Annotated in this window: 29 protein-coding genes and 2 pseudogenes; all 31 read right to left on the bottom strand. The window is 40.1% G+C overall.

The genetic code is table 11. From position 1 onward, the window contains the following. Positions 1-56: 56 nt before the first annotated feature. The 31 genes and pseudogenes from QM867_RS03920 to QM867_RS03770 all read right to left on the bottom strand — a co-directional run bounded on the left by QM867_RS03920 (position 57) and on the right by QM867_RS03770 (position 19,821). The gene (locus QM867_RS03920; RefSeq protein ID WP_075229517.1) at positions 57-3,188 is read right to left on the bottom strand and encodes a phage tail tape measure protein; all 3,132 of its coding nucleotides are present in this window, start codon (positions 3,186-3,188) and stop codon (positions 57-59) included. Positions 3,189-3,463: 275 nt separating this feature from the next. Next, on the bottom strand, positions 3,464-3,883 hold the full coding sequence (locus QM867_RS03915) for a hypothetical protein (protein WP_075229518.1): 420 nt from the start codon (positions 3,881-3,883) through the stop codon (positions 3,464-3,466). Next, on the bottom strand, positions 3,883-4,488 hold the full coding sequence (locus QM867_RS03910) for a major tail protein (RefSeq protein WP_138030402.1): 606 nt from the start codon (positions 4,486-4,488) through the stop codon (positions 3,883-3,885). Before QM867_RS03910 ends, QM867_RS03915 begins: the two co-directional genes overlap by 1 nt. Before the next feature lie 13 nt (positions 4,489-4,501). Further along, on the bottom strand, positions 4,502-4,825 hold the full coding sequence (locus QM867_RS03905; protein WP_075228926.1) for a hypothetical protein: 324 nt from the start codon (positions 4,823-4,825) through the stop codon (positions 4,502-4,504). Further along, on the bottom strand, positions 4,822-5,175 hold the full coding sequence (locus QM867_RS03900) for an HK97 gp10 family phage protein (RefSeq protein ID WP_075228927.1): 354 nt from the start codon (positions 5,173-5,175) through the stop codon (positions 4,822-4,824). Before QM867_RS03900 ends, QM867_RS03905 begins: the two co-directional genes overlap by 4 nt. Further along, on the bottom strand, positions 5,156-5,473 hold the full coding sequence (locus QM867_RS03895) for a phage head closure protein (RefSeq protein WP_054365589.1): 318 nt from the start codon (positions 5,471-5,473) through the stop codon (positions 5,156-5,158). The genes QM867_RS03900 and QM867_RS03895 overlap by 20 nt, the downstream gene beginning before the upstream one ends. Continuing rightward, positions 5,470-5,748: a hypothetical protein gene (locus QM867_RS03890; RefSeq protein ID WP_075228928.1), complete on the bottom strand. Its 279-nt coding sequence runs from the start codon at positions 5,746-5,748 to the stop codon at positions 5,470-5,472. The genes QM867_RS03895 and QM867_RS03890 overlap by 4 nt, the downstream gene beginning before the upstream one ends. 3 nt (positions 5,749-5,751) lie before the next feature. After that, a complete protein-coding gene (locus QM867_RS03885) occupies positions 5,752-6,033 on the bottom strand; it encodes a hypothetical protein (protein WP_075228929.1) in 282 nt (93 codons plus the stop codon). A 10-nt stretch (positions 6,034-6,043) separates the two neighbouring features. Beyond that, positions 6,044-7,459: a phage major capsid protein gene (locus tag QM867_RS03880; RefSeq protein ID WP_075228930.1), complete on the bottom strand. Its 1,416-nt coding sequence runs from the start codon at positions 7,457-7,459 to the stop codon at positions 6,044-6,046. Beyond that, complete coding sequence (locus QM867_RS03875) at positions 7,425-8,033, bottom strand: HK97 family phage prohead protease (RefSeq protein ID WP_054368725.1); 609 nt, start codon at positions 8,031-8,033, stop codon at positions 7,425-7,427. Before QM867_RS03875 ends, QM867_RS03880 begins: the two co-directional genes overlap by 35 nt. Beyond that, positions 8,005-9,225, bottom strand: coding sequence for a phage portal protein (locus QM867_RS03870; protein ID WP_138030405.1), 1,221 nt, complete (start codon positions 9,223-9,225; stop codon positions 8,005-8,007). The genes QM867_RS03875 and QM867_RS03870 overlap by 29 nt, the downstream gene beginning before the upstream one ends. Beyond that, entirely contained in the window at positions 9,222-10,958 is a 1,737-nt protein-coding gene (locus tag QM867_RS03865) for a terminase large subunit (RefSeq protein ID WP_075228931.1), read from the bottom strand. The genes QM867_RS03870 and QM867_RS03865 overlap by 4 nt, the downstream gene beginning before the upstream one ends. After that, positions 10,955-11,317: a P27 family phage terminase small subunit gene (locus tag QM867_RS03860; protein WP_075228932.1), complete on the bottom strand. Its 363-nt coding sequence runs from the start codon at positions 11,315-11,317 to the stop codon at positions 10,955-10,957. The genes QM867_RS03865 and QM867_RS03860 overlap by 4 nt, the downstream gene beginning before the upstream one ends. A 109-nt stretch (positions 11,318-11,426) precedes the next feature. Further along, positions 11,427-11,708: an HNH endonuclease gene (locus QM867_RS03855; protein WP_263480687.1), complete on the bottom strand. Its 282-nt coding sequence runs from the start codon at positions 11,706-11,708 to the stop codon at positions 11,427-11,429. 55 nt (positions 11,709-11,763) lie between these two features. Further along, positions 11,764-11,973, bottom strand: coding sequence for a hypothetical protein (locus tag QM867_RS03850; protein ID WP_138030406.1), 210 nt, complete (start codon positions 11,971-11,973; stop codon positions 11,764-11,766). A gap of 305 nt (positions 11,974-12,278) precedes the next feature. Beyond that, positions 12,279-12,827 carry a site-specific integrase gene (locus tag QM867_RS03845; protein WP_054365603.1) on the bottom strand — a complete coding sequence of 183 codons (549 nt, stop codon included), beginning with the start codon at positions 12,825-12,827 and terminating at the stop codon, positions 12,279-12,281. A gap of 208 nt (positions 12,828-13,035) precedes the next feature. Continuing rightward, entirely contained in the window at positions 13,036-13,437 is a 402-nt protein-coding gene (locus QM867_RS03840) for a transcriptional regulator (protein ID WP_414315205.1), read from the bottom strand. Between the two features lie 177 nt (positions 13,438-13,614). Continuing rightward, a complete protein-coding gene (locus QM867_RS03835; protein WP_075228936.1) occupies positions 13,615-13,875 on the bottom strand; it encodes a DUF1372 family protein in 261 nt (86 codons plus the stop codon). Continuing rightward, positions 13,872-14,069 (bottom strand): hypothetical protein, encoded by a 198-nt coding sequence (locus QM867_RS03830; RefSeq protein WP_075228937.1) that lies wholly within the window; start codon positions 14,067-14,069, stop codon positions 13,872-13,874. Before QM867_RS03830 ends, QM867_RS03835 begins: the two co-directional genes overlap by 4 nt. A 12-nt stretch (positions 14,070-14,081) precedes the next feature. After that, positions 14,082-14,417 carry a hypothetical protein gene (locus QM867_RS03825; protein ID WP_414315204.1) on the bottom strand — a complete coding sequence of 112 codons (336 nt, stop codon included), beginning with the start codon at positions 14,415-14,417 and terminating at the stop codon, positions 14,082-14,084. Continuing rightward, the gene (locus QM867_RS03820; RefSeq protein ID WP_061665042.1) at positions 14,418-14,675 is read right to left on the bottom strand and encodes a hypothetical protein; all 258 of its coding nucleotides are present in this window, start codon (positions 14,673-14,675) and stop codon (positions 14,418-14,420) included. Further along, the gene (locus QM867_RS03815; protein ID WP_061665041.1) at positions 14,675-14,962 is read right to left on the bottom strand and encodes a hypothetical protein; all 288 of its coding nucleotides are present in this window, start codon (positions 14,960-14,962) and stop codon (positions 14,675-14,677) included. The genes QM867_RS03820 and QM867_RS03815 overlap by 1 nt, the downstream gene beginning before the upstream one ends. Then, entirely contained in the window at positions 14,962-15,462 is a 501-nt protein-coding gene (locus QM867_RS03810) for a DUF1642 domain-containing protein (RefSeq protein WP_054368734.1), read from the bottom strand. Before QM867_RS03810 ends, QM867_RS03815 begins: the two co-directional genes overlap by 1 nt. 117 nt (positions 15,463-15,579) lie before the next feature. Beyond that, positions 15,580-15,891: pseudogene (gene ssb, locus QM867_RS03805) on the bottom strand (single-stranded DNA-binding protein); the annotation flags it as partial. 86 nt (positions 15,892-15,977) lie between these two features. Then, positions 15,978-16,301, bottom strand: coding sequence for a 3-dehydroquinate synthase (locus tag QM867_RS03800; RefSeq protein WP_083312399.1), 324 nt, complete (start codon positions 16,299-16,301; stop codon positions 15,978-15,980). Continuing rightward, a complete protein-coding gene (locus QM867_RS03795) occupies positions 16,298-16,447 on the bottom strand; it encodes a hypothetical protein (RefSeq protein WP_180364490.1) in 150 nt (49 codons plus the stop codon). The genes QM867_RS03800 and QM867_RS03795 overlap by 4 nt, the downstream gene beginning before the upstream one ends. 14 nt (positions 16,448-16,461) lie before the next feature. Beyond that, positions 16,462-16,740, bottom strand: a complete 279-nt coding sequence (locus QM867_RS03790) for a hypothetical protein (protein ID WP_075228939.1) — start codon at positions 16,738-16,740, stop codon at positions 16,462-16,464. 1 nt (position 16,741) lies between these two features. Then, on the bottom strand, positions 16,742-17,233 hold the full coding sequence (locus tag QM867_RS03785) for a MazG-like family protein (RefSeq protein WP_414315203.1): 492 nt from the start codon (positions 17,231-17,233) through the stop codon (positions 16,742-16,744). Positions 17,234-17,448: 215 nt separating this feature from the next. Beyond that, positions 17,449-18,223, bottom strand: a pseudogene (locus QM867_RS03780) (DNA methyltransferase). A gap of 11 nt (positions 18,224-18,234) precedes the next feature. Next, positions 18,235-19,056, bottom strand: coding sequence for an ATP-binding protein (locus QM867_RS03775; protein ID WP_075228942.1), 822 nt, complete (start codon positions 19,054-19,056; stop codon positions 18,235-18,237). Next, complete coding sequence (locus tag QM867_RS03770) at positions 19,057-19,821, bottom strand: conserved phage C-terminal domain-containing protein (RefSeq protein WP_075228943.1); 765 nt, start codon at positions 19,819-19,821, stop codon at positions 19,057-19,059. Position 19,822: the final 1 nt, after the last annotated feature.

Here is a 19,822-nt window from a genome sequence, read left to right as displayed (position 1 = left end):
AAAGCAAGCCTTCATCTTCAAATGAGTGCCTGCCATTGTATCTAATTCCGTAGTGTTTAGCCAACTGTGCCTCCTCCTTCGATAATTTGAATACGCTGTGCTTGGGCATCTGAAACATATCCCACAATCAATTGAGCGAATGTTTTGCCGTCAATATTTAAAATGATTGGTTGTGGATTTGGTTGTTCCACGTTCACAATAATCTTGTCTTTGACAGTAGACATGATATGATCTGCTATCATTCCAAGTGTGCTTTCGTTTAATGGCAATACCGCTTCTTTACCAGCCTCTCCACCACCCATCAGCCCATTACTGTTCATGCCGAAAATGGTTGGTTTGGTTAAAATACCACCTTTGGCAAACCATGTAATATCAATAGATGGCAATGACCCCTTACCACCGAATCCCCACGGTGCCTCGCCACCGCTGATGTTGAAGCGTGGTAGTTTCGGTCTAGGTAGTGACCATTCAAAGTTAAAGAAACCCTTCATAGCATTGATAGCATTGGAAACAGCATCTCTAGCACCGTTAATGGTATTCGTAATAGTATCTCTAATACCATTCCAAACACTGTTTACAGTATTAAAAATGCCAGACATTATACCACTAATTGTGCTCGATATTCCGTTAAATACATTAGAAATAGTATTGGAAATCGAGGTTACTATATTGCTGATGAATGACAATATGCTATTCCAAATTGTGGATACTATATTGAAAATCATGTTGAGTACAAATTGGATATAGGTCACAATCGCTTGCCAAGTTCTTTGAATGTATTGCTGAATAGCTGTGAGAACTGTCTCAATGATGGACTTGATTGCATTGATTAAGCCGTCTACAACACCTCTCATCGTCTCCCATGCGCCAGACCAGTCACCGTTAATCGCCTGCATAACTGCCTTGATGATTCCAAGTACAGTGTTGATTGCTGTCTCTACAATTGTTTTGATGACTGTCCAGACTGTCTCGATGACTAGTTGGATATTCGACCAAGCGGCTTGAATGAGTGGCTGTAAAGCTGTCATGACTGTGTTAATGACAGATAAGATGGCATTCCAGACTATTTCTGCGGACGACTTGATCAACTCTTGATTTTCCGTCCACCAGTCCACAACCACTCCAAACATGCTCATGATGAAGTCAGAGATTTCACTTACCACACTATTGATAACTTCCAGGATAGCATTCCATACAGTGGTTACTAATTCACGAAATCCCTCATTAGTCTCCCAGAGATATTTAATCCCAATAATGAGCCCTGTGATTGCTGCTGCTATTAATGCTACGGTTCCGATTATAGGTAGTGCTGCTGTAATCATTGCTCCGATGGATGTTTCAAGTGCGACTGCTGCTGCTTGCAAGGTTAAGAATATCGGGACTAGAATCCCAGCGACTGTGACTACACCTCCCAAAATCACGATGAATTCTTTTACTGGACCAGGTAGACCACTGAACCACTCTGCCATATCTTTGACTATGTTTCCCAGCACTTCAAATACAGGGGCTAGAACTTCAGCAATTGCTGCGCCTAGTTCGGACATAGCTAGCGTGACTGAGTTTTGTGCTGTCTTAAATTTATCAATTGGATCCAGAGTAGCTTCAAATGTCTTTGAAACCGCTCCTACTGAGTATTCAGCAGATTCAGCGAATGATTGGAAGTCAAAAGAACCACGCTTGATTGCGTCAATCATTTGAGGTGCTTTCTTAGCACCAAATATTTCCATTGCTAGTCCCATTGCTTCAGTTTCGCTAGTAGTGTTTTTTATCTTATCAATTGTTTCGATAAGACCTTCTTTCAAAGTTTTACCTTCTTTAGCATAAGTTCCTGCTGCTTTTGTTAAACCTGACAAAGCACCTGAAGCATCTACACCACTTGTTTCAAATTGCCCAAGTAGTGCTACACCTTCTTCAAAAGAAAGGCCTAGCATTTTAATCTGTGGTGCGCCTTCAATAGCTTTCTTCATCAAGTCATCAACAGATACACCAGTCGATTGAGCTGTGTAGGTTGTAGAGTCTAGGACTTTCGCTAAATCACTAGTTGATAGCTCGTAAGCTTCCAAGGCTTTACTTGCTGAAATAGTTGAATTGGTAATGTCTGTACCGTTGATTTCAGCAAACTTAATCATCTCTATGGAAACATCTTTGAGAGCATCACCAGTCAGTCCAAACTGTGTATTGACCTCTCCGACTGCTTCACCAGCCTTACTGAAATCTGTCGGGATCGTTGTTGCGATGTTTGAAGCAATATCTTGCATTTCTTTCAAACTATCACCTGTCGCACCAGTTTTGGTCACAATAGTGTCCATGCCTTCATCAACTTGCCTGAAGGCTTCTAGTGCATTCTTCCCAAAATCCACAAGTTTCTGACTAATGTCAGCAAGCTTTTCTGAGAATTGATTAAGTAGTTCAGCTTTTAGAAGATTGTTTGTTTCAATTAGGGTTCCAGTTGCTTGTTTGCCAGCACTACCCAAACTCTTCATCTCCTGAGAAAGATTTGAGTACGCTGCTTTAGCTTGATTCAGTTGTGCTTCCATTTTGTTAGCTTCAACCGAATTTTCACCATACTCTTGCTTGGTTAACTCTAACTGCTTCTCAAGATTTTCAATCTGCTTAGCAACGATAGTGGATTGAGCACCTACTTTTTTCTGTGCCAGAGCTAGTTTTTCAGATTCGCTAGCATTTGCTCCTAACTGGCTTTCTTGCAATTTAAACGAGCTGACAACTTTTTCAGACTCACTTGCAAGGCGATTCTGCTCTTTCTGCAAGTTCTGAAGCTGACTTTTATTGCTTTGGGTAGCATTTCCGTTTTCTGCAAGTGCCTGGTTAACGTTTGCTAGTTTGCCTTCGTAACCTTTCAGGACATTCTTAGTAGTTTCAACTTCACGTTGAAAAGCTCGATACTGCTCTTCACCAATCTTTCCTTCTGCAAATTGCTTCTGGACCTGCTCCTCTGCAGTCTTCAAAGTTTCGAGTTTCTCTTTAGCGTTGGAAACCTGTTTTACCAAGAGTTCCTGTTTCTGGCTAAGCAAGACAACGTTACCAGGGTCAAATTTCAAGCCTTTATCAATTTCTTTGATTTCCTTGCTGGCATCAGAGGCAGACTTATTGACATTTTTTAAGGCCTTATCTAAGCCGGTTGTGTCGCCACCAATTTCAATATTGATACCCTTAATTTTTCCTGCCATGTGTTCTCCTTTCTTTAAAAATAAAAGTGCTGAGAGAGCGATTCTAGCAACGTTTTCCTTGAGTTAACAAGGTATTCATCGTAGAAATTCTCTCAAAGCACTTTAGAAATTATCAATATCGTCTTGTGTAGCTCTTCTTGTCTTAACTTCGGTCTGTTTGTCTGGATCACGAAGATTGACATAGTCTGTTTGGTAGTCAAGGGCCATGCCAAGTGTGATGTGTTGTAGCTCCTCTACTGACAGACCGACTTCTTTACAGCAGGATAAATAGGACTCTACTGTAAAAAGTTCATCACTTGCAGATTCGCTGTCATCGAAGGCTTTTTTGTGTTCATGTTTGCCTCCAGCATTTCCATTAAGACAGGAGCGACGTCTTGGACAGGGAAATATTCCAAATCCATGTAAAAATTGTCGTAAGGCTTGACCGTAGGGTCTCCCGATTTCACAAAAGTCCAAAACAGTCGGTTAAAGAAAGTCATATCGAAATCTTTCAACATGGACATGTCTAGCTTACTGACATCAATTTCTTTCTGTTCTTGTGACAAAGCCACCATTTTCAATAGGGCGTCGCCCTGGAACATGTTCATCAAGTCCTGGAAATAGTCACGACCAAATTGATTTTTGTAAGCAATTGGTGTATAGCCATTAGTCACCAACCGAAATTCTTGGTCCCCAATTTGATAAAGTCGTTCCATTAGCCACCTACCCCTTCTGTCGCTCCAAATGTCACGCCGTCTGCAGGTTTATAGACATTTGTAAACCAGCCGTCGTAAACTTCTTTGGTTGTGTTTGCTGTTGTCCGAGTCTTAACAGCTTTATCAGATGATCGTGGGACTGATGTAAAGGAAAGTTCCGTAGTGTTCGGGTCTCCTGACTTAGTTTTGGAACCCTGCTTTGGTCGAGTAACTGTACACTTGTACATTACGTGACGAGTAGCATTCTTATCCCCCTCAATTTGGAACATCATCGCAAAGGCTGCTTTCTCCGCATCAGCAAACTCAGACTGTGTTCCGTCTGAAGCTAGCTTCTCCCCTAAAATTTCAGTTTGGAAATACTCGGTCAAGCGAGCAATTGTCAATGTACCTGTGTAGCCCTTGTTGGTTGAGCCGCCATAGTAGGTCACGTTGTCTGCTTGGAAATCAATCGTTTCTCCTTGTGGTTCAATTGTCAACTCGACGGCCCCAGGTAGTGCTTGTGGAGTGTCGTAAGTCAAATTGCCTAGGGCATCCTCTGAGGTAATTTTGGCAATATGGACTTTCTCCAAACCAAATTCAATTTTGTTTTCTTTTTTTTTCGTCATGTTCTTCTCCTTCTTAAATTAGACTGACATCATATATGACTTGATAGAGCCCTTCTGACTCAATGTACATCTCATCAGAAAACTCAAAAAAGAGCTTGTTTTGATTAAACAGGCTCTTTAATGTATCTTCCAATGCTTCATTTTTCTTATCAGTAATCAGTTCTACCGTAACTGATTTGATAGTGTGATACGCTTCATTATCAGCATTGAGATTATCCTCTCCATCCTGATAATAGACTGCGTAGGGTGGTTTAGGTTTTTCCCCTTTCCTGAATTGACGGTAACGGCACGGTATTCCCAATTCATTCATGACAGCTGCAAATTCTGATAGTTTCATTGGCCAATTCTCCTGATGAGTTCTTCAAATTCGGCAATAGCTTCTTCTTCCACTGGTGCGATATGGACCTGCGGGCTCGTTCGTCCACCATCACGGTTGACATGCCCATTTTCAAGTAAATGGGTTAGGCGATAGTCAGGTCCTCTGACATATGCCACATAAGTTCCGTTCTTTAATCGTTTCTTGGCCCATTTCTTTCTATAGTTTCCTGTCATCTTTGGGCTGCTGACCCTTAACTTGGCTACAGCTTTATCGACAACATCGCTAGCAGCTTCATCAACTTCTTGCTCAACTTCTTCCGACCACTCTTCCAGTGCAGACATGATTTCGCTAGTTAGATCCAGTGCCATTTTTTACTACCTCACAAGTCAATTCGATGATATCCCCATTTTCAAATGTCTTGATGACCTCGTATCTCACTCCTTCAAAATCCACATACACCTGATTGTCATACTCAAAATCGTGGACCTCAAGTACCATGGAAGGATTCATGTTGGCTTGTGATGCAAAATAATACTCTGACCGTGTGAGAGACCGCTTATTGCATGATACCTCAACACCTACCTCTTTGTAGGTTGGTTGTAGCAACTCATCCAATGTCGGCTCTTCAGAAAGCGAAATTAGGGTGCAATCTTCATTCCATCTCATGACTCTGCCTGCTTCCTATATGTGATTTGATAGTCGTGCAGTTTCTGCTGTAGATAGCGTGGCATGGTTGGCTGGTCTTTGTTGATGTACTGGTAGTATGTCCAATCGGCAACGAAGGTAACATGGTGAGGTAGATTCAGGTCAATGGCAATGCCCTTGACTTGTTCTAACTCATCAATAGAGCTTTTGATAAGCTTCATTAGATATTCGTCGCGTTTGTCGGACTTGATACCTTCTTTCATTTTAACCAGTTTCAAGACATCTGAATCTTCCATGGCTTACTCGCTTTCTTCAAAAGATTTTCGAGTTGTAGTGGTTTCTGAGGACAGCTCGCTTGCTAACTCGGACACAGGTTCAGAAACACTTTCACTTACTGATTCGGAGTGCAGTATTTCTGTTTCATCCAAAACAGCTACAAGCGGTTCTTTATTCAAATCGTTCAGATAGTCTACTCGGTCTTTTGCCGTCACAAACTCCTCATCTTTTCTCCGAAGGCCAATTGGAGATTGGCTATCGGAAAAAGTTACGAGTGCTTTAACTCTTACATCAACTGAATTCATGGTTTACCTCCTAACCTGGTGTGTTAGCCCTGTCTGCAGCGAATGTCACATCTGTTGGTGCTGGGGCAACTGCTCCATCTTTACCTGATGCATTGACTGCCACGAAAGCCTCACCAAAGATTGGACGCCCGTCATAACGTGCAATGCCCTTGAAGACAGTATTGTCCTCGATGAATTGAGCATGTTCAGATTGGGCCATGGTTGCTCCCTCACGTTCTGCTAAAATGTAAAGAGAGCCAAAGCCACCGATAATATGTCCATCTGGGATGAAATTTAGTTCTTCAACATCACCGCCAATGACAGGTAATGTATTGTCAAGACCTGACGCGATTGCTGCAGCCGAGTTGAAACTCATCAACTTAATTTTCAAGTCTTGATGTGTTTTGCGAGACATAGCCCAGAAGACATTGCCGTCTGAGTAGTCGGCATCAATGACATTTAGCTTAGTAGCCAATTCCTGATAATATTTTATAGGATCAGTGATTTTAGTAGGTACTACTGACAAGTGAGTAGAATGCAGGTCAGTCCAATCTGGCTCATTCTTACCCCAGTAGTTAGGTTTCTGGGTTTCTGCCAAGCGAGTCACAATACCAACAGGCATCTTAGTCCCTTTACCGTAAAGGATAGCCTTATCAAGAGCAAGACCAATGGCTTGAGCGAGACCCAAAAGAATTTCGTTAGCAAGGTTGAGGTCTGAGTCCTTCAAGATGGAATTAGGGACAGCTGTAAAGCCACCAACCTTGTAGCCGTCAACTTCGACTTGATTGAATTTGAAATCAACTTCATTGAGTTTTCCAATCATCTCCGTCCAGATACCTTCTGGGATTGTACCAGCGATGTTCTGACGAGCTTCGCCCTTCACAGGTTTGAGCCAAACTTTAGTGATCAGTTTTGAATATTGGTCCATGTTGTTGCGAAGCAACTCCAAGAACACTTCTGGAATGGTCAATTCTGAACCATTGACAGCACGTTTTTCTTGGATAAGGCTGCGTGTGTTTTCTAGGAATGACTTGACTTCGCTGCGTTCTACCAATTCAGCCATAGCAGTGCGAGTCAATCCACCAAAATATTTGTTTCGTGTCATAGTTGAGAGTTCTCCTTTTTGTTTGTTTCGGTTTTCAGGTTCAGCAGCAGGTTCTTCTTTGGGTTCATCTTTAGGCTCCTTGCCTTCCAATGCAGCCAATTCTTCTTCAAGTTCGTCAATTTCGGATTGGATAGCATCGACTTTGTCTTGATATTCAGCTTGTTCCTTTGTCAAAGTGTCGATTTCTTCTTCGACAGCCTTGATTTCTTCGTCAGACCGTGCTTCTTCGATGGCTACTTCAAGCTGAGCACTGCGTTCATCAAAGTTATTACCGTCGTTCAGATCAGACAAGCTTTCTTTCAAGACCTTAATTTTGCGACGGAGCATGAGTTGTTTTAGCATGGGTTAATTTCTCCTTTAATTGTTTTTTTCGGACTTCCAAGGTCCGATTTTGTAGATTTTCAAAATCTCGTTTCCGAGCTTGAACACTAGTAGCTTCATATGCTGGGAAAGTTACGATAGATACTTCATGTAGGTCAATCTTCTCAATTGTCCACTTGATTGTTCCATCTTCACGGAATTCTGTTGATTCTTCGATGATGTTAAAACCAAATGAACATTGATCCACATCTCCACGTTGAACACGAGCATACAGATTAAGTGCATCAGTATCTTGTTCGTTGATAACAACACGGGCCCATAGTCCCTTGTCATCAGCTTCCAAAGTCAATGTACCAGCCTTATTACGACCAAGTACAAGCTCTGTATTGTGATTGATAAGCGCTCGAATATCATTCTCGAGAGTATCATCAAATGCGCCACTTTTGATTTCTTCAAAAGCACCTGGCCACAATTCTGTTTCAGAGCCATAGACTGCAAAATAACCTTCAATTACTTTCTCTTGTTGGCCTTCTTGTTGTTCACGAACAGCAAGTTCAGATTTAAAGCTACGAGTCAGATAGGTTGTTCTCTCCACTTATTTCTCCTTTCTCTAGTTTTTTCTGATCGCCAATCTTGTCCGCTGGAATAAAGTTTTCCAAAATGACAAGCTGGTCCAACCCTTCTTTTGGTGGCAAGTTTATCCAATTACGGACTTCATTCCCTTCCATCAATCCACGAATATAGAGATTTGAGCCAATTTCCGACAAAGCCTTGAGGTCGTAAGTCAGTAGACTTCTCCAGTTCAAAATAAAATAGTGATGTGGAGAAAGTAGCAACTTGGCTGTCAGTTCCTGTTGAATAATCTCAGCGATGGAGCGTATGCGAGTGGTGACAAAGTTATCAAACTCAGCTTTATCGAATTTACCGACACCGACAAAAAAGGCTGGTACTTGTAAGATATTGGCAATGGTTGTCTTATCTACTTCCACACTGTCCTTGATGGCAATGTCATTCAGACTAAGTGGTTTGATTTGCTGGACATCTATCATCTCAGCAGGAATAATCCATGGCTTGCCAGCCGTAGAGTTTTTTAGGTACATGTCAAATACCTTGTCACGACCTTCTTCCGAAGCAAGCTCTGCCGTATTGGCATCCGTCTTGACAATCAGAGATGGCATATACTTCCCAGACATAAATTCATTTTTTGTATCCGAAGCCTGCTTGAGATTTTTCAGCAGGTCAGCCATGACAACCCTATACCCTTGCCCAAGCCAAGGCTTTTCAGGGTGGACATTCATGGCAAAGTGTAGCACTTCGTCAGGTCCATACACTTCTTGGTAATCATAGACAACTTGATAGTCAAAGCTGGTCCCGTCAAATCGTATTTTTGATGGTGGCAATGGTTTCAAGTCAGCAATCAAGCCATCTTTGTCAATGATTGGATAGACAACGCTATTCCCATCGCCTTCCAAAAGCATTGACCTGACAATGTTGGCTACCCACTTCTTACGGCTCATCCACTTGTAAGGATTGACATCAATCTTGCGAGATAGCTCATTCTTGAGCCGAATGTCGCCTTTTTCTGTGTTCTCCATCAAGTGGATGGTCATGGACGAAACCATGTCAGCAATCCTATCAACCGCCGTCCGAACTTCTGGACAATCAGCAAGCCGAATATAACCCTGTGACATGGATTTTTTGAAAAAATCCTCTGACACAAAGACTTGCATAGCAGATGATGGCTCAGACCGAATTTGATTTGTGTTGTTTTTCTTTCGTTTTTTCAATTTCTTCCTCCGTTCAACCAAGCAGAAGCGTTGCCTGATTTCTCGCTATCTTCTAGCATTTGACAAGCAGCAAACACCGACGCATCGAATAAGTCAATACGCATAGACTTCTCGACCTTTTCATACTGGATCATGTCATCGACCTTTTCAATCCCACGGACATTTCCGACACAATACTCATATGCGTCAGAATGGCAATAGTAAAATTTCCCGTTGAGTGACTTGGTTTCAATTCGTCTGAAGCCTTCCGACTTTTTCCAGAAATACTGTGGAGCATCCACAATCTTGAACTTGGCCTTTTTCATACCTGAGAAGAACTCACGACCGAACTTCTTATCAAATCCCACACGTTGGATTTTGAAACCCATATCCCTCATACTGACAAACCAATTCACGATGTCGTCATAGGAAACTGTTGGAGTGTTTGACATGGTCAACCATCCATCTTGTTCCCAACCAAACAATGGAATACCATCATCATTAGCCTTCTGATGTGCAGCAGTAATTGGGAAGAATGCATGAGTGATAACAATGTCCACATCTTCATAAGTTCCGTATAGAGCTGCAGCAGTCAAATCATGAAGCTTGGACAAGTCTGCACCACCATACCATTTGATAGGCAACTTAACCAAGTCTTCCAAGGTCCAGTCATAATTCAAATCAGAGTTGATAAAGTCCTGAACATTGAAATATGCCGTCATTGAGTTAGTGAAGACATTGAGGGTCTTGTTAAAGAATTCATTCCGTGTCTGTGGATCAGCCAATGCGACCTCTGCATCGTGGACAAGTTCCTTGAGCTCGACCGTCACACCAAGCGACGGATTGGCTTGCTGGATGTAGATTGGGTTAGTGAAATCGACTATTTTCCCATCTTTATCGGTATCCGCATCACAGATAAACAAGAAATAACTGTCATCTTCCACAGTTCCATCAAGAACCTTGTCGCAGTACTTCAACCGCTGGGCTAAGAAACCGTTTGGCTTGTCCCCTGCAGTCGTGATGGCCATAAGCAACTTATTCCGATAAGCCCTCTGGGCATTTTTCATCAGCGTGTACTTCTTGGATGACTTCATCCCGTGGATCTCATCTAGGATGATGATGTTCCCGTTGAATGAGTCCAGATTGTCTTCTTCAGCAGCAAGAGCATTGATGGTGAAAGAGCCTTTGGAAAACTCCTTACGGATTACATGCTCATTGTTGTTATCCTTGATTTTGATGGACTTATCTTTCCAGAACTTGACTGTATGCGTTAAAAAGTCAAAACTCTCTCGTGTTTGTTTGAGAGAGTTGGCTAGGATATACACATTTGAGCCACTTTGGTTATCTAAGATAGCAGCTGTCAAAGCCAGGGCAGAGGCAAATGGTGTTTTACCGTTTTTCCGTGGCAACATAAAAAGCGCTTCAGTGAAACGCCTTATTGTTGTATTTTTACGATAAAAACCAAAGAGATTGACGATACAGAAAATCTGCCAAGGTTGCAAAATGAAAGGGGCATTTGTTAAGGGCATACCCTCCAAGGATTCGCCTTTCCTGTGTACAACCAAACCCTGAATGAATTTTACTACAAAATCAAACTGCTCATTTCTAAAATCAAACTTGTCGCTTGCAAGGTCATCGAGAAACCTCTGGCAAGCCTTTATTCTCCTCTTGCCAGCAATTATCTTGCCAGAGACTACATCAGTTGCATAGTCCACCGCTATTTTGAAGTTGGGTGAATTGTTTTTGATCATCATAGCAGATTAGCAATCATGCCTTCCAGACCTCCAGCATCCTTTGGTTTAGGTGGTTCGATTCCGACAGCCTTTGGATTTAAGCCAAGTCTATCCGAATAGGTAACAATATCCTTGCGAAGATTTTCCATGGACTGAACCAACGGTGTCTTTCTCTCAACAATGGTGCCTCTACCTGTTTCATGCTCTTCTGTGAACTGTGACCCATTAGCCAAGAACTCTTCCCGAGCGTTCTGGTAGTCATAGAGCAAGCCAGAATAAATTTCGATGATATCATCATAATGCTTTGAGTAGGTCCCCATTTCTTTCATGGACTTCACAATTCTGTTTTTGATTGTGCTTTGTCCTTTAGGCCTTGCCAAAAACTCCCCTCCTTCCAAAAATTTCGTGTAAAAATGTGACAAAAATCCTCACAGAATCGTAGAGGGGGAAAAAGTTCCCCTTCCCGGTCCCCAACGGCACAAAGTGATTTTAATTTTGAGGGGGGGCTTTGTGAATGACTGAAAGATTTTTATAAAATTCATCAAAAAATTTTTTTCGTTTTCTTTGCCACCACAAGCCCTGCCCTACAACTTTGTCGTTGGTTCTATCGTGAAAGGTTCCGTGTACTTTGTTAGTCAGACTAATAACATTCCAAGATACAAACTCCAGTTCTGGATATTCTGATACTGGATAAATGTGATGTACCATTTCAGCTGGAACAGTCTTGCCGTATCTCAACGATTCTTGACAGAGATACTTGTCACGTTTCATTGTACGACTTCGGAATTTATCCCAGCGACTAGACTTCAGCGTTTTACGAACAGGTTTAAATGTCACTGACTACCTCCAGCTTCACTTGGACAACCACATAATTACGACCACATCCTCTTTTCTCGAGCTCAAGTGTTGCCTTAAGTTTGCTTGAATAAGTCAAGGCTTGTCTATCACTTGTCCTTTGGTGTGGAGGAGAATATCTATAGTCAGTTCCATAAACAAATTTTCCTGTCTGTTTATTCATGATGCAAAATGTTCTCATGTTCCACTATCCTCATCAACAGAAAAGGACAACTCGTCCAGCTGTCCTACTTGTTTACAAAAATTCATGATACAAATATAACACGAAAATCGTGAGAAAAATAGTACCCTTTTTTCTCATTTTTCAAAAACTACTTGACAAGTTCTCTGCTTGATAGTTCCTAAAATAAAACTATACCATTTTCCCTCTCAATCATCTTTAACCTATATTGTGTCACTTTCGCTTTTTTCTCAAAAGTCTTGTAAACAAAAGGTTTTCCAGCTTTCTTATTTTTCAATCTGACACTACTGCAATATGTCACATTCTTATGTTCCTAAACGGAAATTTGCTAAGGCTCGGTCCTGTTGGTCTTGGTTGATACCGATGTATCTTTTGGTAATTGCTGCGCTAGCATGATTGAACAATTCCATGAGCATGGCAATATCCTTGTACTTCTGATAATAGTGATAGCCAAAAGTTTTTCGCATGGTATGCGTTCCAACATTTTCAACTCCACAATCTTCAGCAGCTATCTTGATAATGCTGTATGCTGCCTGTCTTGTCAACGGCTTGTTCTTTCCTTTGCGACTTTGGAATAAGTAATCGCCGACACGTTTGCCTTTGATGTGTTTATCCATTTCCCGTTTGAGAAAAGCATTCATCTTGACCTTGCGACGTTTCTTTGTTTTTCTTTCTATCAGCAAAAGATACCAGCCACGGACATTAGACACCTTTAGATTCAGAATGTCGGAAATGCGTAAGCCTGTGTTAATCCCTGTCAAGAATATCAAATAGTTGCGATAGTCCCAATCTTTTAGATAATCACACATGATGTCGATGTCTTCCTTGTTGCGAATTGGTTCAACATAGTTCATAGCCTTTTCCCTCCTTTCTTGCAGATAAATGAAAAAGCCAGTGCATTTCTGCAACTGACCTGTAAATCTGTCGGGCGAGTTCTGGTTATTCTTGAAAGGTGTTCCTCTGAAAACGAAAGGCTCTTGTGGGTATCTATCCGTCTTCTCGTTCCGACACTATCATAATACCAAGATTTTCATGAGAAAAATAGTAGCCTTTTTTCTCATTTTACAATTCCCCTTTTAATATTGCATACTGCTCCAAGATAATTCTACGACGGCGATAGATTGTTGCATTGCTTAAAAATTTCTGGTCTGCAATTTCTTCCCAGCGTAGTTGTGGGTACTGCCAGCGTAGATTGAAGATTTCCTTGTCTTCGTCGATTAGGTTAGAAAGTAGCTTGTCCACAATCTCCTTGAAGCCTTCCAGGAACTTTAATGTCGGATCATCTGCGAGCTTGACCGCGATGGTTTCTGTTGGTTTGCTGATTCCGATTGAAGGCCCACCTTGGCTGTCTGGGTTTCTGGTAGTTAGCTCCAGCCTGCGTAAATCTATGGTTCGCTGGATACCTCGGAACTTGAATAGTTCTTGGTCCAGTAGTTGAAGTTCCTTGTTGCTCAATTTCTTCAAATTTTACCTCCGAATTTTCTAAATAATTAAATAAGCTATCGAACATTTTAGAAAAAGCATTACTGATGTCAGAAACTATCTGCTTTATCATTTCGTACAGTTCATCTTCCAAAAATCTAATACGCTCTGCCATTGCTTCTTGGATGATGATGTAAGTTGGTTTCTTGTACTTTGTCATTACAATCTTACCTCATCTCCAATTTTCACTTTCTCATACACTTCGTTCGTAACTACGAACACCCCGTAGTCACGAATGGTAATTGTGTATAGCTTGCCATGTCGTCCTTTCTCAACAACTTTGCCGAAAATCTCTGCGCCTCGATTATCTGTCTTGTAGATAACCATCGGCTTCTTTTGTTCTAGTTCTGCAATCCTACCCATCTGCCAAATATTTAATCCAGCAGACAATAAAATCCAGATTGCGATAAAACGTTTCATTCTGTGTCCTCTCTTCCATCTCTTACTTTTTTCAAATAATATTTATATATTTCATTGTTGGTATGTTCATTTACTAACTTTTCAAGTGCTTTATTGACCACTTCTGATAGGCTTCTATAACCACCATATTCTCTTATAGCTTCAACATGATCATACAGCTCTTTGGTAAGCGTTGCTTGTATCTTTCTAGCCATCACTCCACCTCCTCATTTTTCTAACGTTTTGATTACATTTTCAATCTGTTCTTTCTTCTTATGCAACTCTTCCAAACTTTTTACTTCTAATGCTTTTTTAATAATTTCAAGTTGTTCAATTTCTTTTTTAAACTTGATTAGTTCTTGAACTTCTCGTGCATAGTCCCTAAAATTTTTTGCCCAGTCATATTCTTCCCAACCAAAAACTCTTGAAATTTCTTGGTTTAAGTCTTTGTATTTTCTTTCTAAATCTCTATTGACCATTGCTTGAGAATACATAATATAAAATGTCATAGCTGAAATCAGCAAACAAGCAAAGAACATTCCCCAAAACATGAAATTTTCCATTTATTCCACCTCATTTCTCAATTCAAAATCAATTCCATATAAGAGCAAATCATTTTGAAAGTCAACGAATGCTTCAATCATCTCAGCTTCTTGAAAGTCGTATTCCTCAACCGTATTTAAGAAATCATCAATATCATTTCTTTGCACACTTCCGTGCTCTGTCTTTGTGTGTTCCATGGCTTGTTCATAGCCATCAACATCAATTGTGTAGCAGATTCTGCCAGCTGAATAATCATATTTGTAATTCTTGATAATCATCACTCAACCTCCTCAAAATAACTATGAAATTTACTTAAATTGATAATAGCAACCTCTTCAACAGAATGCTTCTTAATGTCAAAGTCTGGATCATTTTTCCCAAACTCTTTCTTTATCGCTTTTTCAGCAAGCGATGGTAAAGCGAATATACTTGCTCCATTTTTTAAGGCAAGCGCTTGACCGTGTTTATTTACTATTCTATAACCCACATCAAACGGTCTGATTTTCGCAGGGATTTTTATGCGTTTGTTTTCAGTTTTTATTGCTTGTTCAATGGTTTGTACCATCACTCCACCTCCTCGACTTCAAACAATGGACTATTAAACACTTCACTAAAACCAGCATCTTCTAATTCTTTTCGGGTGTGGTGTGTGCCATAAAGTGAGTTTTCTTCCCGGTCTGAGAAAAGCCATTTGTTTGAATGTTTTTCACGGTTCAAAGTTTCGTGATTTCCACAAATGCCTTTCACCTTTACCCGATATCTCTTCTCTTTCTCGACCTCGTAGCCATCCAGCCATGCACGAGCGGCTAAATCAAACGGTCGTTCTTGCATAAACCATTTACCAACTTCTTCATTTGTGAAATCAAAATCGAAGAAGTCTGCTACGTCTTTGCAAGATTTTCTAGCTTCCTCAATCCAACCTGCCACAAACTGCGGTACTACGACTTTTTCTGGTTCGTCTAGTTGTTTCACTAAATCTAAAACATCGTCCAAAGCAACATAATACTTTTCTCCATACAATTTATCTAAACTTCCAATTTTCTCAATCAATTCCTGTTTATTCATCTTACTACCTCCCTAAAACGGCAACCCATCATCTGAAATATCCATTGGTTCGCTTTGGCCATAGCTTGGTGGCATCTGGTTTTCCATGCTTGACTGGTTAGCAGTATTATCCTTCTTTTCAAGCGTTTGAAAACTTTCAGCTACCACTTCCGTCACATAGACACGTTGGCCTTGCTGATTATCATAACTACGAGTCTGGATGCGGCCTGTGATTCCTACCAGATTCCCTTTTTTGCACCAATTTGCGAAATTTTCAACCTGCTAGCGCCACATGATGCAACTGATAAAATCAGCTTCACGATCACCTGCCTGATTCTTAAAATTGCGATTCACTGCCAAACTGAATGTCGCAACTGCAACATTTGATGGTGTGTATCGTAACTCAGGGTCACGAGTCAAGCGACCTACTAACACAACATTATTGATCATCTTTCTTTTCCTTCCCTGTCACACATTCAACAACTGAGTAACCGATAAAAAAGCACAGAAAAGTTATTCCAAATTCTTTAATAAATTCAATCATTTTCTTCCCCTCCTTCATTTTCTGAAACGGCATTTTGTGTAAAATTGTTGCCAATTTCATAGTATTTGTATTCCTCTGCTGTCACTTCAAATGTTTCTTCAACTTTCTTATTACCTGCATATCCTGAAACGATCAGAATGTATTTTCTTTTGGTTCTTGTTGGCACAAGTACCGAACTTTTTCCTGTCATAACGGGTATGAACGTTGTGTGAGGTTCATCAATGTACTTATCTACCACTGTCCCACTCGAAATCTGGTGACATGCCACGAGGAAGAATGCGAGTAAAACAACACATAGGATTTTAAAATATCTCACTCCTTATCCTCCAGACTAACAGTTATAGCTTGTTTAGCTTCTTCGGAGATAAAAATAAGTGTTTCTCCTTTTTTTAAGTTTTTTAAATCCTTCTTTGTGAATTTCACTTTATGGACTTCGTAGTTTTTACCATTTATTTCAATCATCTGGCAGAACCTCCTTAGATGAACAAACTAGCTAACCATATCAAAAATGCACATGTAATAATTTTTGATATACTGCTTTTTACAGCATATGAATAATCCTCTTCAGATATTTTTTTGCTAGACGACACAGGAAAAATGAAAGATAGTAGCATATCCATACCGAACGCTTGCCAGACTGTAATTTTACCAACTGGAATGATTGTTGTGATAATTTCATTCCATCCATACTGAACCACGAACGGTGATGCAACGATTACAAATACAAACCCTAAAATAATTCCTAGTCTTTTCATTTTATAAATCCTCCTCTTTCACAAACACCCCATCAATCATCTTACCTTTGCGGTCCTTGATGACTTCATAAGCTTCTTCTAAGCAACTTTCAGCTGTAGTGCCATTGCAAAATGAAACCGTACTAACAACACTATCAAGAAACATCAAGTCTGACTTGATCAGTGGAGTCTGTGTCTCATTATGACAAACATGAGAGTATAGTTTCTGAGCAATGTTACCAAGACTGGAAACCATCAATAACAATTCAAGTTCCTGTTGGTTAGCGGAGATCTGAGCTCCATTCTTGATTTGTTGTTCAAGTCCAATCATTACTACCTGGATATCACCAAGTGCATCATAGATCAGTTCAGATTTGTCCTTTGCAATTCCTTCGAACAATTCTCCTGACTCTTCCATAAGCTTCAAGAACTGCTTGACAGGATTCGCTTCATGTAGATTTCTATCAACAAACCACTGTTGAACCTTTTCTTCCAAATTCATTTTTGTATTCATCTTATTTTTCCTCTCTTTTCTTCGTAATCAAGTAGTAGCAATCAGCTGCTCCGTAATCAATCCTGATATTTTCATCACTCATGCTTTTCCGAAATCGTGGATTACTGATTGCTGAGTAACTAGCTTGATGTTTCTTTAATTCATTAATTGCGCTATGTATATGGCTAAAACTCCCAATGAGTATCTTGCGGTGACCGTTATAAATGAAGTTGAGCTCAATCATCTTTGCAAAACTCCTTGTAGATTTTTTCGAAAATTTCTGACACCAATTTTTCAGGTATATTAGATCTCTCGTTGTATGATTTTGAGAAGTTCTTCCACTCTATGTCCTGCTTGATAATTTTATTCTTAAGATTAAGTTCAATATTGCTTCCAAAAATCGTCCGTTTTTGTAAAGGATAATCATAATTATTGTATCTAGCTAGGTTTTTGTATGGAATTCTGAATCCAATAATATCCTCAATGTAGGGCCACAGTCTGTCAGCTGCTGGATTCTCAATAACCCAAAACTGTGGTCTATATCTTTTTATGATTTCTATTGTGTTGAAAGCTGTTAGCTCGCCATTGACCCTTTTTAAAAATTGCCTGTCGTACTGATAATTTATATAGGCTGACTCGTAATCCTGATTTGCCCTGATCGTGAACGGTGAAGGTCTTACTTGTGGAGCAAACAAGCTATCAGACACATCATTGCGTTTCCAACACGCATTCCCATTTTCCATTGCAGAAGCATTTGACCATGATTCACATGGCGGACTAGCTATTATAAGGTCAGGTTTTGGTAATTTGTCTAACACGTCAAAGAGTGTGTTATCTCCAAATAAACGTTTGTAATCAGCAAGGTCTAGATTTATGAAATGATTGTTCTTGTTTTCTATATCCATTCCGATTGAATAGATTTCAATATTCGTCCCCCCCCGAACTATTCAGAGAGTTAGCGCCATTGAAGTAAGAACCATTTCCACTATCAAAAAGCGCCCAGACTACCATTTTTTTGATAATCAATACCTCCTATCCTTCATCCCAGACGGATACACAAAGCATCTGCCAGTTGCTCCCTCGAAGATACGACTTGATAAAGCACCATTCCCAAAATCATCCGAGTAAAGCTCTTTAATCTCTTCACTAGAAAGATTCGTGTTGATAATCGTATTCGTCCGATTATCCAGGATCTTGAACAATATCTGATGTGCCCATTCGTTTCGCTTTGTATCAGCTTTTCGACTCTCTTTCCCAAGGTCATCCAAGAAAAGGAAATCAACCTCAGACAATAGCTTGACCATCTTAGCTTCTGAATACCCATTGTCAAACTCAAAGCTTTCACGAATCTTATCAAATAAAGTCACGACTGACACAAAGAGCACGCTTTTAGGTTCATCATAAGACTTAAATTGCTCATTGAGAAACCGAGCTAATCCATAGGTCAGATGACTCTTACCAACACCAGAAGGTCCTGTGATGATGGCATTTCCAACCGTACCTTTGGCATACTCACGTTCCAATCGCTTCACAAAATTCATAGCCTTTTCATCAATATCAACCTGAATCTCATAGTCATGTAGTGACTTGCTGGCCAGTTTGCTTGAAACGATACTATCGCGAGCAAAGACCTCGTAAGTATCCGATAGCTTACTCTTTACCTCGGATTCCATATTCAACTGCTTTTCAAAGAGACGAATGTTCTCTTTCTCGCATTCAGGACATTGACTGATTTCCTCAACCTTGCCCTTGATAGGAATCTTAACAGACCAAAGATGGCATCCATGGATTTCACAGACATCATCAAGAACTGTTCTAGTTCTAAATTGTTTAAACTGTTTCATTTAAAATCCTAGCCTTTCGTCAACCGTACTGGTCAAGATTGTAGAACGTTTTGGCATAGGTTGATTCAGATAGTTGTCCATCTTGTTTCCGAAAAGCGTTTGTGGTTGAAGATACTGCTCATACTCTGTACCTTTCCACTTAACGACCATGATGTCCACAACCTTTTTAAAATCTTCAAGGACATAACCCTCTTTTAGCCTTGCCTTGATAAATTTTTGATGACTAGCAGTGTCAACTTTAAAATTTTTCTTAGCTTTCAAATTGAGATAAGAAATGACTTCTTTACAAATCAATAATTTATTATTGTTATTCTCAGTCTTAGTATTCTCAGTCTTGATTGTGTGCACTTTCTGCACTTCCTGAAATGCATTTTTTGCACTTCCAAGGTGCACTTTTTGCACTTCCTGAAATGCACTTTCTACACTTCCGTTAAGAGCATCAAGATAAATACGGTTTGGTAAATTCATCCCTTGTCTGACTTCCGTCATTAGACCAGCATCTTTCAACTCCTTTTTGATTTTGATAATCGTATTGTTGCTATTGCAATTTAAGTCAATCATCAACTGTTCGTTTGTGTAATACTGGAAAACATTCCCCTCTTTATCATGCCATCCATTTTTTAAAGATAGTTCTAACCTATCAAACAGAAGCATATAGAGCATTTTAGCGTTATTGCTCAATGTCTTATATTTCTCATCATAGATGAATGGCTTTGGAAATTTGAAAAACGATAAGAAACCAGTGACTTCACTTTTTTTAATCATT

The organism is Streptococcus infantis, assembly GCF_047463635.1.
In the GTDB taxonomy this organism is placed as follows: domain Bacteria; phylum Bacillota; class Bacilli; order Lactobacillales; family Streptococcaceae; genus Streptococcus; species Streptococcus infantis_W.
Note: the sequence above shows the minus strand (reverse complement) of the source record. Positions and strands in the feature narration are given on the sequence as shown.

What these genes read in the sequence shown, in the direction of transcription:
- QM867_RS03910 (WP_138030402.1), bottom strand. Translation starts at nt 4,488, where the DNA reads ATGACGAAAAAAAAAGAAAACAAAATTGAATTTGGTTTGGAGAAAGTC.
- QM867_RS03790 (WP_075228939.1), bottom strand. Translation starts at nt 16,740, where the DNA reads ATGAAAAGACTAGGAATTATTTTAGGGTTTGTATTTGTAATCGTTGCA.
- QM867_RS03880 (WP_075228930.1), bottom strand. Translation starts at nt 7,459, where the DNA reads ATGCTAAAACAACTCATGCTCCGTCGCAAAATTAAGGTCTTGAAAGAA.
- QM867_RS03890 (WP_075228928.1), bottom strand. Translation starts at nt 5,748, where the DNA reads ATGGAAGATTCAGATGTCTTGAAACTGGTTAAAATGAAAGAAGGTATC.
- QM867_RS03905 (WP_075228926.1), bottom strand. Translation starts at nt 4,825, where the DNA reads ATGAAACTATCAGAATTTGCAGCTGTCATGAATGAATTGGGAATACCG.
- QM867_RS03865 (WP_075228931.1), bottom strand. Translation starts at nt 10,958, where the DNA reads ATGATGATCAAAAACAATTCACCCAACTTCAAAATAGCGGTGGACTAT.
- QM867_RS03810 (WP_054368734.1), bottom strand. Translation starts at nt 15,462, where the DNA reads ATGAATAAACAGGAATTGATTGAGAAAATTGGAAGTTTAGATAAATTG.
- QM867_RS03900 (WP_075228927.1), bottom strand. Translation starts at nt 5,175, where the DNA reads ATGGCACTGGATCTAACTAGCGAAATCATGTCTGCACTGGAAGAGTGG.
- QM867_RS03820 (WP_061665042.1), bottom strand. Translation starts at nt 14,675, where the DNA reads ATGATTATCAAGAATTACAAATATGATTATTCAGCTGGCAGAATCTGC.
- QM867_RS03920 (WP_075229517.1), bottom strand. Translation starts at nt 3,188, where the DNA reads ATGGCAGGAAAAATTAAGGGTATCAATATTGAAATTGGTGGCGACACA.
- QM867_RS03830 (WP_075228937.1), bottom strand. Translation starts at nt 14,069, where the DNA reads ATGGCTAGAAAGATACAAGCAACGCTTACCAAAGAGCTGTATGATCAT.
- QM867_RS03845 (WP_054365603.1), bottom strand. Translation starts at nt 12,827, where the DNA reads ATGAACTATGTTGAACCAATTCGCAACAAGGAAGACATCGACATCATG.
- QM867_RS03835 (WP_075228936.1), bottom strand. Translation starts at nt 13,875, where the DNA reads ATGAAACGTTTTATCGCAATCTGGATTTTATTGTCTGCTGGATTAAAT.
- QM867_RS03850 (WP_138030406.1), bottom strand. Translation starts at nt 11,973, where the DNA reads ATGAGAACATTTTGCATCATGAATAAACAGACAGGAAAATTTGTTTAT.
- QM867_RS03785 (WP_414315203.1), bottom strand. Translation starts at nt 17,233, where the DNA reads ATGAATACAAAAATGAATTTGGAAGAAAAGGTTCAACAGTGGTTTGTT.
- QM867_RS03815 (WP_061665041.1), bottom strand. Translation starts at nt 14,962, where the DNA reads ATGGTACAAACCATTGAACAAGCAATAAAAACTGAAAACAAACGCATA.
- QM867_RS03770 (WP_075228943.1), bottom strand. Translation starts at nt 19,821, where the DNA reads ATGATTAAAAAAAGTGAAGTCACTGGTTTCTTATCGTTTTTCAAATTT.
- QM867_RS03825 (WP_414315204.1), bottom strand. Translation starts at nt 14,417, where the DNA reads ATGGAAAATTTCATGTTTTGGGGAATGTTCTTTGCTTGTTTGCTGATT.
- QM867_RS03855 (WP_263480687.1), bottom strand. Translation starts at nt 11,708, where the DNA reads ATGAAACGTGACAAGTATCTCTGTCAAGAATCGTTGAGATACGGCAAG.
- QM867_RS03795 (WP_180364490.1), bottom strand. Translation starts at nt 16,447, where the DNA reads ATGATTGAAATAAATGGTAAAAACTACGAAGTCCATAAAGTGAAATTC.
- QM867_RS03885 (WP_075228929.1), bottom strand. Translation starts at nt 6,033, where the DNA reads ATGAATTCAGTTGATGTAAGAGTTAAAGCACTCGTAACTTTTTCCGAT.
- QM867_RS03895 (WP_054365589.1), bottom strand. Translation starts at nt 5,473, where the DNA reads ATGAGATGGAATGAAGATTGCACCCTAATTTCGCTTTCTGAAGAGCCG.
- QM867_RS03915 (WP_075229518.1), bottom strand. Translation starts at nt 3,883, where the DNA reads ATGGAACGACTTTATCAAATTGGGGACCAAGAATTTCGGTTGGTGACT.
- QM867_RS03775 (WP_075228942.1), bottom strand. Translation starts at nt 19,056, where the DNA reads ATGAAACAGTTTAAACAATTTAGAACTAGAACAGTTCTTGATGATGTC.